This is a genomic window from Candidatus Blochmannia sansabeanus (nom. nud.) (assembly GCF_059935345.1).
In genome coordinates, this window is record NZ_CP011795.1 from 81,009 (window position 1) to 94,057 (window position 13,049).

Annotated in this window: 9 protein-coding genes and 2 tRNA genes; 7 read left to right on the plus strand and 4 right to left on the minus strand. The window is 28.7% G+C overall.

Translation table 11 applies throughout. The annotated features are described in order from the left end of the window. Positions 1-1,172 precede the first annotated feature (1,172 nt). Positions 1,173-1,245, minus strand: a tRNA-Phe gene (locus Bsans602_RS00345). Between the two features lie 427 nt (positions 1,246-1,672). After that, positions 1,673-1,984, minus strand: coding sequence for a divalent-cation tolerance protein CutA (gene cutA / locus Bsans602_RS00350; RefSeq protein WP_500837143.1), 312 nt, complete (start codon positions 1,982-1,984; stop codon positions 1,673-1,675). A gap of 408 nt (positions 1,985-2,392) precedes the next feature. On the opposite strand from cutA, the gene Bsans602_RS00355 reads away from it, so the two are divergent. The 3 genes from Bsans602_RS00355 (at position 2,393) to efp (ending at position 5,059) form a co-directional block, all read left to right on the plus strand. Further along, entirely contained in the window at positions 2,393-2,686 is a 294-nt protein-coding gene (locus Bsans602_RS00355; protein ID WP_250232595.1) for a co-chaperone GroES, read from the plus strand. 48 nt (positions 2,687-2,734) lie between these two features. Then, complete coding sequence (gene groL / locus Bsans602_RS00360; protein ID WP_500837144.1) at positions 2,735-4,372, plus strand: chaperonin GroEL; 1,638 nt, start codon at positions 2,735-2,737, stop codon at positions 4,370-4,372. A gap of 120 nt (positions 4,373-4,492) precedes the next feature. After that, entirely contained in the window at positions 4,493-5,059 is a 567-nt protein-coding gene (efp, locus tag Bsans602_RS00365) for an elongation factor P (protein ID WP_500837145.1), read from the plus strand. Positions 5,060-5,080: 21 nt separating this feature from the next. Here efp and mscM read toward each other — a convergent pair whose 3' ends face one another. Further along, complete coding sequence (mscM, locus tag Bsans602_RS00370; RefSeq protein WP_500837146.1) at positions 5,081-8,470, minus strand: miniconductance mechanosensitive channel MscM; 3,390 nt, start codon at positions 8,468-8,470, stop codon at positions 5,081-5,083. Positions 8,471-8,534: 64 nt separating this feature from the next. Beyond that, the gene (gene asd, locus Bsans602_RS00375; protein ID WP_500837147.1) at positions 8,535-9,404 is read right to left on the minus strand and encodes an archaetidylserine decarboxylase; all 870 of its coding nucleotides are present in this window, start codon (positions 9,402-9,404) and stop codon (positions 8,535-8,537) included. A gap of 427 nt (positions 9,405-9,831) precedes the next feature. Between asd and orn the strand changes: the two genes are divergently transcribed. The 4 genes from orn (at position 9,832) to Bsans602_RS00395 (ending at position 12,856) form a co-directional block, all read left to right on the plus strand. Then, positions 9,832-10,371, plus strand: coding sequence for an oligoribonuclease (gene orn / locus Bsans602_RS00380; protein ID WP_500837148.1), 540 nt, complete (start codon positions 9,832-9,834; stop codon positions 10,369-10,371). A 152-nt stretch (positions 10,372-10,523) separates the two neighbouring features. Next, a tRNA-Gly gene (locus Bsans602_RS00385) sits at positions 10,524-10,596 on the plus strand. A gap of 467 nt (positions 10,597-11,063) precedes the next feature. Then, positions 11,064-11,549 (plus strand): tRNA (adenosine(37)-N6)-threonylcarbamoyltransferase complex ATPase subunit type 1 TsaE, encoded by a 486-nt coding sequence (gene tsaE / locus Bsans602_RS00390; protein ID WP_500837149.1) that lies wholly within the window; start codon positions 11,064-11,066, stop codon positions 11,547-11,549. Further along, entirely contained in the window at positions 11,546-12,856 is a 1,311-nt protein-coding gene (locus Bsans602_RS00395; protein WP_500837150.1) for an N-acetylmuramoyl-L-alanine amidase, read from the plus strand. The genes tsaE and Bsans602_RS00395 overlap by 4 nt, the downstream gene beginning before the upstream one ends. The last annotated feature ends 193 nt before the right edge of the window (positions 12,857-13,049 follow it).

The window sequence follows — 13,049 nt, forward strand, 5'->3', positions numbered from 1 at the left end:
ATTTTATTTTAATTACTTATTTAATGCGTGTATATGTAAGTTATTTAACTAAATTACAATATAATAACCATATATTTTATAATTCTAATGGATGTGTATATATATATTTAACATCACATTTTGCAGTATAATATATGCACTCTTTATCTCAAAGAGAAGGTTTCTGTTAATTGCATGATTAATGTCGAATAAATGATTATAAGGTGATATTAAATATCTATTTTATATATGTTAATTGTTCAGGTAATTGTTATATAAATTTTATTTTTTATTTTAATATACACTATGATTAAATACAATTATTATAATAATTTTACAGGAAATAACGTTTATTACAAGTTTACGAGTGTATATATTAAATTGAATTATCCATTATTGATACGACATACAGAATTTGATATAACAGATGAATAAATATTATACCACAGTGATATTATACTATTTAAATAACTAAGACAAGTATATCTATGATTATCTATAGTAATAGATAATTAATTATTTTATAAAATGGAAACGCTTGAATTATATTTTTATAAAAGTAAATATTACAAAGGAAAAATAAGATTTTGATATTATAGTAAAGTAAATTATTAGGTGATCAGTTAGGATTGATCATAGTAGATAAAATTAAGTGAATCAATTGTAATTCATCTATTCAACTTATCATTAGATATAATTATATAGTTTTATTTTTAGTATACAAATGTTAATTATTTATTTTTTAACCATATATGTATGAGCGCATATAATTTTTAATGGTTCTTGATTAATTTATTTAATCGCGATAAATATACTGCATATATGTGTAGTGGGTAGTACTACTATACTATATTTGTATTTATGAATACTTTATTTTATAATTAATGTGAAACTATCTAAGTTAAATATTATTGATTAATTTAATTTTTAGAAGCTATTAATAACCGTCAGATCAGGAACGTAGCCTACATATCTTACTTAGATACAGTATAATGTGAATAAATTTATAGATAGTTTAAAAAGTTTATTATACTGTGCATGTATAAGAAATTGTTATTATTTTTACATTAAGATATAAAAATAGATATATTCTATTTTAGTTTTATTTTAAAAAATAATAGATTCTATTAAAGTCAGATACAGATCTACGGTTTTTTAATATTTCAATTTATAAATTAGTTGTTTTTAAGATGTGCCCGGACTTGGAATTGAACCAAGGACACGAGGATCTTCAGTCCTCTGCTCTACCGACTGAGCTATCCGGGCTTTTTAGTTTTGATTACTATTGCTAGTTAATTGATAAAAAAGAATTTGATTGTATTATCTTTATTCTATTCATTTCGTCAATATATTTTATTTATTAATAAAAAATTATTATCTGGAATATCTTAAAATAATGAATAGCTCTAGATTTTGTATTAGTTTATATCAGTAACGTTATTAAAATTAAACGGCATAAATCATAATAAATAGATATTGTTCTTTGCTTTTATCAGAACATTGTATGACCTTTATTATTTAGAATAGTAATTTTTATTTTTGTTAATTTTCAAATAAAAGAATTCTTATAAAATTTTAGAATATAAAATTTGGTTCTCGAGATCTATTCTTAGAGTAAGTATATTCACTGGGATTTGTTGCATGATTAATTGAATTGCTATGTAATTTTATTCTACCATCTAAGCTATTAGCGTTAGATCAATATAGATTGCATCCATGATAGGTAATTTGGTTCTCCATCTATAATAGGTAACACTAATAATTCTGGAACTTTATAAGGATGTAACTGTTTAATTGTTGTAAATACCGTATCTTTTAAAGAATTTTGTGTTTTAATTAATAATTGTAATTCAGTATGGTCTTTGAGGGTAGTTTCCCAATAATAAAATGAACGCACTTCGTGTAATAAAGTTATGCATGCTGCCAGTTTATTATTTAGTAATGTTTTTGTGATATTTAAAACAATAGACATATCGTTTGGTGTAGTACACAAGATTATTATCATGGTTTTCTCTTTGAACAATCAAGCTATGTATCAATTGATATTACATTTACAATAGAATATTTGTACCCTGTTTTTAACAAAGGCCAATTATTTCAGTAAACAGCAATCTTTTATTGTATCATGTTTGTATTGTTTTGTGTTGCCATATTAAATGGTATTTGTAAATGTACTGCTAAACTATGACAAAAATCAATTGCTGTTCATGATGGATAGATTGTTTAGTTATAAGAATAAAGATGTTTATATGTAAAAATTTTTTTGACCCCCCTTGAAGCAATCTTGAATGCCCCCATTTTAATACTGTCTTGAAGTGGTGAATATTAATAAAATTTGCATCTAATGTTCATAGTACAAGAATTTGTTCATGTGGTATGCAAATAGTTAGATAATATAATTAGGGAGCATTAAATGAAAATTCGTCCATTGCATGATCGTGTAATTGTTAAGCGTAAAGAGGTTGAATCAAAATCTGCAGGAGGTATCGTGTTGACTGGATCTGCAGCAGGAAAATCTACGCGTGGAGAAGTATTGGCTGTTGGTCATGGCCGTGTTTTGGAAAACGGGGAGGTAAAAGCTTTAGATGTTCGTATTGGTGATACCGTGATTTTCAATGACGGGTATGGTGTAAAAGTGGAGAAAATTGATAATGAAGAAGTATTAATTATGTCAGAAAGCGATATCCTTGCTATCGTTGAGAAATAATTCGCGACTAACTTATTAATTGAACTAAAAATTTTTAAGGAAAATGAAATGGCAGCTAAAGATGTAAAATTTGGTAATGATGCTCGTGTTAAAATGCTACGCGGCGTAAATGTGTTAGCAGACGCTGTGAAGGTTACTCTTGGCCCTAAGGGTAGAAATGTAGTATTAGATAAATCTTTTGGAGCTCCAGTTATAACTAAGGATGGAGTATCTGTAGCGCGAGAAATTGAATTAGAAGATAAATTTGAAAATATGGGCGCTCAAATGGTAAAAGAGGTTGCTTCTAAGGCAAATGATTCCGCAGGTGATGGGACTACTACTGCTACTGTGTTAGCTCAGTCTATAGTTAATGAAGGATTAAAAGCTGTGGCTGCTGGAATGAATCCTATGGATTTAAAACGTGGAATTGATAAGGCAGTGGTTGCTGCAGTAGAGGAGTTAAAAAAATTGTCTGTTCCTTGTTCGGATCCGAAAGCTATCGCTCAAGTAGGTACTATTTCTGCAAATTCTGACGAAACTGTTGGTAAGCTTATTGCGCAAGCAATGGATAAAGTAGGAAAAGAAGGTGTGATTACCGTAGAAGAAGGATCTGGTTTGCAGGATGAGTTAGATGTAGTTGAAGGTATGCAATTTGATCGTGGCTACTTATCTCCTTATTTTGTCAATAAACCTGAAAGCGGTACAGTAGAATTAGAGCATCCTTTTATTCTATTAGCAGATAAAAAGATTTCTAATATCAGAGAAATGCTACCTATATTAGAATCTGTCGCAAAAGCAGGAAAACCATTGCTGATTATTGCTGAAGATGTTGAAGGAGAAGCTTTAGCTACTTTAGTAGTTAATAATATGCGTGGTATCGTAAAGGTAACTGCTGTAAAAGCTCCAGGTTTTGGTGATCGACGTAAGGCTATGCTGCAAGATATAGCTATCTTAACTGCAGGAACTGTAATTTCTGAAGAAATTGGATTAGATTTAGAAAAATCGACACTGGAGGATATGGGGCAAGCTAAGCGTGTAGTGATTACTAAGGATGCTACCACTATTATTGATGGAGTTGGCAATAAGTCTGCTATAAATAGCCGTGTGGCTCAAATTAATCAACAACGTGATGAAGCTACTTCTGATTATGATCGTGAGAAACTTCAAGAACGTGTTGCTAAATTAGCTGGTGGTGTTGCGGTTATTAAAGTTGGAGCGGCTACTGAAGTAGAAATGAAGGAAAAGAAGGCGCGTGTGGAAGATGCATTACATGCAACTCGTGCTGCTGTAGAAGAAGGTGTAGTTGCAGGCGGTGGTGTGGCTTTAATTCGCGTGGCAAATGCTATTAGAAATTTATGCGGTGATAATGAAGATCAAAATGTTGGAATTAAAGTAGCTCGTCGTGCAATGGAAGCTCCGTTGCGGCAGATTATGGCTAATGCTGGAGAAGAGCCATCAGTAATAGCTAATAATGTTCGATCTGGTGAAGGAAATACTGGATATAACGCTGCTACTGAAAAATATGGTAATATGATCGAGTTGGGAATTTTAGATCCTACTAAAGTGACTCGTTCTGCTTTGCAATATGCTGCATCTATTGCAGGTTTGATGATTACTACTGAGTGTATGGTTACCGAATTACCTAAAGAAGATAAACCAGATTTAGGTAATGCAGGAGCTGGTGGTAACATGGGTGGAATGATGTAATTTTCATTAAAATAATAGAATCACCACCGAACTAAACAACCCTAATCTATACAATCTAAATAAAGATTAGGGTTGTTTAGTTCGGTGGTGATTCTATTATTGTAGAACTAATTTGTGTTTATGGTCTTATATAACATTAATGAATTTAAAACTGGGCTTAAGATTATTCAAAATGATGAACCATGTGTTATAATCAACACTGAATCTATAAAACCTGGTAAAGGACAATCTTTTAGTCGTGTGCGATTTAAACAAATAATATCTGGAAAAATCTTAGAAAAGACTTTCAAATCTGGAGATTTATTAAGATCAGCTGATCTTTATGATGTCAGTGTAATTTATGTATATCATGATGATGAATTTTGGTATTTTATGGATGAAAAAAATTTTGAAGAGATCGTCATTACCTCAAAAATAATAGGAGATAACTTTAAATGGATTTCCGTCCAACTACATTATGTAGTCACTCTGTGGAACAACGTACCAATTCTTATAACTCCTCCTAATTGTATAGAACTAAAAGTCATAAAAACTACCTCAATAAAAAAGAATAACTCTAGATCGTCTGAAACTAAATTGGCTACTTTAAATACTGGAGCTGTGATTAAAGTTCCATTTTTTATTCAATCAGGGGAGTTAATTAAAATAAATACTCGTTCAGGGATATATATCTCTCGAGCAAAGTAAGTCTGTACTAAATGCTAGTATTTATTTTGTTGGATAATAATTTGTATTAGGATAATTAGAATCAAAATTATTAATAAATAGTTGATTGTTATAAACACATATAGGTACATGTGGTAATTTTAGATCATTGTTTCGGTAATATTCTATAATTAACATATGTATTTGATGACATAAAGGCATACGAAGTTTTATATCTGATATATGCATTCGTATTTCAAATACAGGCAATCCCTGTTGCAAATCTACTAAATACACTTCTGGGGGCGGAGTATTCAAGGCAAGAGAAGAGTTGTTTACTATTTGCAGTAAGATTTGTACTATTTTTTTAGCATCTGTTTGTAACGGAGCTGGTACACGTAGTACTACGCGTGTTAACGTATCCGATAAAGACCAATTAATAAATTGTTTTGTAATAAATTCTTTGTTTGGAACAATAATTTCTTTATGATTCCAATCAGTAATGATAGTTGCACGAGTATTAATTCGAGTAATATTGCCAGTAAGGTTACTAATAGTTACAGTATCACCAATACGAATTGGTTTTTCGAATAATATTATTAAGCCAGAAATGAAATTAGCAAAAATTTCTTGTAATCCAAAACCTAATCCTACACCTAATGCTGCCACTAACCATTGTATTTTAGTCCATTCTATACCTATCAATGAACATCCTATTATTCCTCCAAGAAACATCAATATATATTTGGTTAACGTAGTAATAGCATATCCTGTGCCTGGTGTAAGATCTAAATGTTGTAAAAAGGTGAGTTCTAGAAATGCTGGTAAATTTCTCACTGTTTTTGTGGTAATAACAATTACTAAGACAGAAATAATAAATGAATTCAACGTAATAGGTTGGATATTATCTACGCCTTTTATAGTAGAAGTAACATCCCATAATGTAATATTTTCTAAAAAAGAAAAGGCTGAATATAATTCAGACCATAATAAAGTTGTTAACAATAGAGCAATAAGGGTGATAATAGATCGTATTAGTTGTAATGACTGAGTACTAATAGTATCTAAATCTAAAATCTTTTTATTGTTTTTATCATTAGATACTAATTCGTTAGTTTGTAATTGATAAGCATTTGATTCAGCATTATATGCTCTTAGATTTAATTGTGTAGCTCGTCTTTGTTTAGCTCGCTCAAAAGCAATACGCCGTCGCTGAATAGATGTCCATCTACGAATAATATGGTATACGATTAATAATATAATCCAAATAAATAATGATGTTTCTAATCGCGCTAATAATGCCTGAGCAACGAATAAGTAGCCTAAAATACAAGAAATTGCTGCTATTATTGGTGCGCATATCATTATGTTCCATAAAGAACGATTGATGATATTATCAGAAGAATCATATTTGTTTAAATATAAAGGCAATCCAGAACATTTTAGATTATTAGTAATGAATGTTAAATAAATACATAGCAAAATAAAGCATGATCGTCCCAAAGTACTCGAAAACTCTCTATCGTTATAGTTATTAAATATAGTTAGCATCATTATTAAAAAAACAACTGTTACAACAGCCCAGATATAATGATGTGAAAAAACTTGTTGAACTCTTTTTTTTGGCCAACCAAAATGGATAATGAACAATCCTTTTGGAGATGCAAAATACACACTTATTATAAATACCCACAATATAAAAGTTGTAGTATTAATTTCGTTATTAATTTCTACAGAAATAGGATATAACCAAGCATGATTTAAACTATAACCTATGGTTGCCCATAAAATTGGGATTGGTAATGCCATTAACATTGAGTACCATATATTATTTAAAGTAAGCAAAAAATTATCTTGATTTACCTTACCTATTTTTTTACTAGATCGTTTTAAAAATTCCTGATAATGACGATACGCTGTGAAATGAAATCCAATTGATGCAATAAAACATAATATTATTAATGTTAGGGTTTTTTGATTAGAAAAAATCATTTTTAAAATATATATTATTTGATTATTAAATTGATTTATAATTAATAATCTGTATAAGTCATGATAAATTTCTAATAGGTAAGATATCGTAATTGGACGCAAATCAGCTACCCAAAATAAATGACGATGTGTAGCTTTTTGTACATCTTCTAATGCTTCTTTAAGTTGTTCATAAGAAACTTTTAACTTTGTTAATTCGAGAATTTGTATATCATAATTATTTAATAATGAAGTAATAAGATTACGTTGTATAGTTAATTTTTTTTCAAGGATATGTTTTTGTAGTAATGTTAATGACGATCCATCATCTTGTTTACTTTGTGATGATATTAACATTAATTTATTCAATTGATTTTCACATTGAAGACGCTTAGCTCTTAATTGCGCCATATCATGATCTAACTGTTGAGATTTAGGCATTTTTGGTAACTTTGAAACTTGAGAACGTAATGTTTCTCCAAGAGCTGGAGATTTATCCAGCCACTGTGCTTGTTCAAGTAAATTAGCAAGAGTTTGACGTACTTGTAATGTATATGATGTAACTTTTTGTTTTTTAGATATGATACTGTTTACATAATATGCTTGTTGTTTTAAAATAACTGAAAGATCATGATTGATTTGTATCTGTTTTATAATAGATTTTGGTAATGTGTTATTCTGTTCTGACAATATTTTTTCGCTATATTCAATAGGTTGTTTTGCTTCGTTTTGATATAAATGACTTAATTGGTTTCTTAATATTTGTAATTTATTATCTATACATTTGGATTTTTTTTTTAATAATGCTATCCGAAGTTGAGATAATTCTTTACGATTGTTAGCGCTTAATTGAGCAAGTTCAAGTTCAGCTACCTTTAATTGTCTGGCTACTTGCTCTGCTTGTAATGCAGTAAATTTAGCTTGTTCTATCGGGGTGTTTATATTTATAACAGATAATATTTGTTGTTGTGCCAAATTATTTAGCATATTTTTAGCTGCAGCTTGTTGTTCCGGCAATAACTTCAATGATTCATTAATTGCAGATATATAATTTTGTTCTCGTTTCAATTGTTTTGACAGATCTGTTAATTGATTATTCATCTGGAATAATTGTTGTTTTAGTTCATGAGTAGAAAGATTTTTATTGATATTAATACTTTGATTAGATACACTGTCATATTCTTTACGTAATTGAAGAGTTAAATATGGAAAATCGTCTATTATTTTCTGATATTCTTCAATTTTAGTATTAGAAAATTTTCTCTCAGAAATAAAATATAAAGTAGATTGCAGACTTTCTATAATGGATTTTTGATTAACGTCAATATATTCTTGTTGTTGTATATATTGTAGATATTTTTTTATTTCGTGTTCTTCTAAAAAATCATAGGAGAATATTATCAATGGATACAGAAATCCAATAATACATATCAATGAATAAAAAGATTTGAAAAATATGAATTTCTTTTGAGAAAAAAGCATATTACATACAGTATCATTGCATGATTTTATATAATGCATAACATAATATGTGTGATTATTTCTTTTAATTACGTCCTTGTGCTAAAGGCATTCCAATACGTGCAATATCGTATGGTTGTAATAGATTATTTAAAATAACCTTTTCGTTATCAAATAAATTAATAACAGTCGATCCTAACTTAAATAACCCCATTTCGTGCCCTTTTTGTAATGTAATTACATCTTCAATATTTGAAGTATTTGGATAACGCCAATGTTTAACAATACCTTCTCGTGGCGGGGTAATGGTTCCTAACCATGTAGTTTCAATACTTCCTACTATTATAGTTCCAACTAGAATTTGGACCATATAACCAAAGTCTGTTTCAAATAAACAAATGACTCTTTCATTACGAGAAAATATATTAGGTATATTTTTTGTAATTTTTGGATGTACTGAAAATAATTCGCCAGGTATATACAACACCTCACGAAGTGTACCTGTGCAAGGCATGTAGACGCGATGACAATTTTGTGGTGGTATATAAATAATAACGAAGCTCCCATTACTAAAATAATCAATAATGTTATCATGACCTGCTAGTAATCCATCCAAATGATAAGGAATCCCTTTTATTTGGAAGGTATTTGTTTGATTTATTTTTCCTATTTGAGTAATGATTCCATCAGCTGGAATAACTAATGAAGATAAATTGGTATCTATAGGTCGAGCATTATTACGCAATTTTCGAGTAAAAAACTCATTAAACGTTGTATAATTAGATGGATTAGGGTTATCAAATTCTCTCATGTCTATTTTATAGATACGAATAAATAATCGAATAGCATAATGTGTTACCCATCCACCTTTCCATGAAGCACCCAATCCTAATAAATAAGTAATCCAATATTTTGGTAATAAGTACTGCAGTAGAACTTGTATTCTTTCTAACATAATGTATACCTAATTTTTAGATTATTAATTTTTAATTAATGATTATAACGATTATATATTTTGTTGTTAACTTTTTATAAATTCACATTATCCTTAAATATTAATATAACATATAATGTGATTATATATTGTATAAAAGTGCGTAAAAGTATGCTAAACTTTTATTTTGAAAAAATTAGGTCTATCGCTAAGCAGATAGTTATAAAATAATAGTGATAGATACGAGAATTTTCTTTGAATAGTATAGTAGTTCATATTTAACATTTAATATGGGTTTTATTACGATAATACGTGTACATACATATAATATATTTCATATATTTTACTTAATTTAGATTAGCATTGTGTTAAAAATAAAAGTGCTGATAAATGATATTTATGTGCTTAATTAAATATTAAGTAATATAATCTCGTACAGGTGGAGTAGATGCATGATCGGAATTTAATATGGATTGATTTAGAGATGACTGGGTTGAATCCGGAACAAGATCGTATTCTGGAAATGGCTACAGTGATTACTGATAGTAAATTAAATATTTTATCGGAAGGACCTGTTATAGCAATACATCAATCTGAATATCAATTATCGTTAATGAATGATTGGAACGTGCGTGTTCATAGTTGTACTGGATTATTAGAAAAAGTTAGATCTAGTGAACTAGATGAAATTGATGCATCTAATTTAACAGTAAATTTTTTAAAAGATTGGGTTCCTTTTCAGAAATCACCGATATGTGGAAGTAGTATAGCCCAGGATCGTCGGTTTTTATTTCGATATATGCCAGAATTAGAATCATATTTTAGTCATCATTATTTGGATGTTAGCACCATTAAAGAATTAATGATTCGTTGGCGACCAGATTTGATATCTGGATTGAAATCACATAAAACTCATCGTGCATTGGAAGATATTCGTGATTCTATTATAGAATTGATGTATTACCGTAAACATTTTATGAAAATATAAAATAATATATGATTAATAATATAAGAAATTATCTAATCATATTCAAGATAAAGTACTGTACAATGATCAATTAGTATAAAAATTTAGTTATTGGAATAACTATATATATATCAATGAATGGCAATTATGGGTTTGATTTTTATTTTAGATAAGCGGGAATAGCTCAGTTGGAAGAGTACAACCTTGCCAAGGTTGGGGTCGCGAGTTCAAGTCTCGTTTCCCGCTTGATTTAATTTATTTAAACGCTCTAGTTATTAATTGTGTTATTCATTAATCTTAACAAATCTTAAGAAGAAATATAAATACTTGCAGATTTAGTATAGTAAATTATAAATTGTTGTTTAGTTTATAAATAACTGAATAATGGTTATATTTATGGAGGTAAGGGATTGTTGTACTTGATAATGTGGATGTAATGAATTATTACACGCTAATTCATATAAGAAAATCAGTAGCATATATCATTTTATTGTTTCAACATATTCAACATTTATTATGTTATTAATTCTTTGGAAAAGATGAATTTTTATTAAAAATTTAATACTTTGGAGATGTGATAATGTAATCCAAATGTTTTAATACATTGTTATATTTACATACGATATATCGAATAACAAGAAATTATATTAAGTTTTCATATTATTTATATATGAAGTTTTTATCATCGCATCAGATCTTAAATTGTATTAAAGATGAGAAAATGTGTATTGATGTTGTCTGATGAATCAAAAACCTTACTATTAGGTGCAATGTTAGCTTCTGTTTGTGTTCGAAGCTGTGTGATTTATTTAAATGGTGATGTAGGATCAGGAAAATCTGTTTTTTGTAAAGGATTTTTAAATGCATTAGGACATGTTGGGCATATAAATAGCCCAACTTATACTTTGGTTGAATCTTATATTTTAACGTATTGGCATGTGTGTCATTTTGATTTTTATAGATTAATTTCTTCAGAAGAACTTGAATATATGGGTATTAGAGATTATTTTGATGAAAATACTATATTCTTAATAGAATGGCCAAAACAAGGAATGGGAATTTTACCAACAGAAGATATTTCAGTGACGATTAATTATTATGATTGTAAAAAATCCAGGAAAGTAATTATAGAATCTTCTAGTCATTTAGGTCATAGAATGATAGATGATTTATCGGCATATTGGAAATTGCAGATATGAAGTTGAAATATGAAATAATTTTTGTGATAATGATCTTATCAAAATATTTATGTATTGAACCGATAATAGCATCGACTCTGAGCGCAATTTCTGTTACAAATAATAAACATAAATCTACTGTAATGCTAGATTGTTCTGTTGTTCCCATCTATATGATATTTTCTTTGTGCAATCCAGAAAGAATTGTAATAGATCTTCTAACAGCATCTAAAGTTGGTAAAAATGTATTTCCAATAAATTTCAATGGGGCTAATTTAGTTAGATGTATTCGAACTAATACATCTATCAATCATCAAAATATACGCATAGTATTAGATTTAACTTGTCCTTCACATATTGGAACAATAACACAAAAGCAAATAAAAGAAAATTATCGTCTTATACTAACAATTTTGAAAAAGAAAACATTTACTGGAGCTACTGATGATATAAAGCTTCATGAAATACCATCTATTGTGACTCATAAAACTCGTACACATGTAAATAAAGTAATAAATAATCAAAAAAAGATAATAGATATGCAATTTGAAAAAAATCAAAACCACACACGGGTATTATCTCCGATTATTGTAGCAATTGATGCTGGACATGGAGGTCAGGACCCAGGGGCTATGGGGCGCCATGGCGGGATATCTGAGAAAAATATTACAATTAATATAGCTAAAAAACTAAAAATGTTGTTGGATTTAGATCCAAGTTTTAAAGCTGTAATGATCCGCGATGGAGACTATTTTTTATCGGTTATGGAACGTTCTGATTTAGCTCGAAAAAGAGGAGCAAATGTTTTAATTTCTATTCATGCGGATTCTGCTTTAAACACTAATGTTAGAGGAGCATCAGTTTGGGTATTATCTGATCGTCGTGCTAAAAGCGAAATGATGCATTTATTACAATGCAGTGAAAAACATTCAGAGTTATTAGGAGGATTAGGGCATATATTAACTAATTATTGCAATGATCCATATTTTAGCCATTTAGTATTAGATTTACAGTTTGGTTATGCTAAACGAGTAGGATATGATATTGCAGTACACGTATTACACCAATTAAAAAATATTACTCCTTTACATAAGACTACACCTGAGTATTCTAGTTTTGCTGTATTGCGATCTCCCGATATTCCATCTATTTTAGTAGAAACTGGATTTATTAGTAATATAAAAGAAGAGTATCTTCTTGTTAGTAGTCTTTATCAAGAAAAAATAGCTAACGCCTTGTACAAAGGTTTGTGTTCTTATTTCATAAAATCACAAAAAAAACCATTAGATTCTTTGCAAGTAAAGAAAACATATTTTGCTGCAAGTTAATAAATGATCAGCAATCATTATATTGGTACTGTCATTATGAAAATTTTATTTTTTAAATTTTCATTAATATTTATTGTATACTCTTACGTATAAAGATTGATATATTAACGAAATAATTGCAATTTATTCATATATCATTTATTTATGTGACCTATAGAAATAATATTCATATTATGTAAGTTAAGGAAAAATA

What these genes read in the sequence shown, in the direction of transcription:
- cutA (WP_500837143.1), bottom strand. Translation starts at nt 1,984, where the DNA reads ATGATAATAATCTTGTGTACTACACCAAACGATATGTCTATTGTTTTA.
- Bsans602_RS00355 (WP_250232595.1), top strand. Translation starts at nt 2,393, where the DNA reads ATGAAAATTCGTCCATTGCATGATCGTGTAATTGTTAAGCGTAAAGAG.
- groL (WP_500837144.1), top strand. Translation starts at nt 2,735, where the DNA reads ATGGCAGCTAAAGATGTAAAATTTGGTAATGATGCTCGTGTTAAAATG.
- efp (WP_500837145.1), top strand. Translation starts at nt 4,493, where the DNA reads ATGGTCTTATATAACATTAATGAATTTAAAACTGGGCTTAAGATTATT.
- mscM (WP_500837146.1), bottom strand. Translation starts at nt 8,470, where the DNA reads ATGCTTTTTTCTCAAAAGAAATTCATATTTTTCAAATCTTTTTATTCA.
- asd (WP_500837147.1), bottom strand. Translation starts at nt 9,404, where the DNA reads ATGTTAGAAAGAATACAAGTTCTACTGCAGTACTTATTACCAAAATAT.
- orn (WP_500837148.1), top strand. Translation starts at nt 9,832, where the DNA reads ATGCATGATCGGAATTTAATATGGATTGATTTAGAGATGACTGGGTTG.
- tsaE (WP_500837149.1), top strand. Translation starts at nt 11,064, where the DNA reads ATGAGAAAATGTGTATTGATGTTGTCTGATGAATCAAAAACCTTACTA.
- Bsans602_RS00395 (WP_500837150.1), top strand. Translation starts at nt 11,546, where the DNA reads ATGAAGTTGAAATATGAAATAATTTTTGTGATAATGATCTTATCAAAA.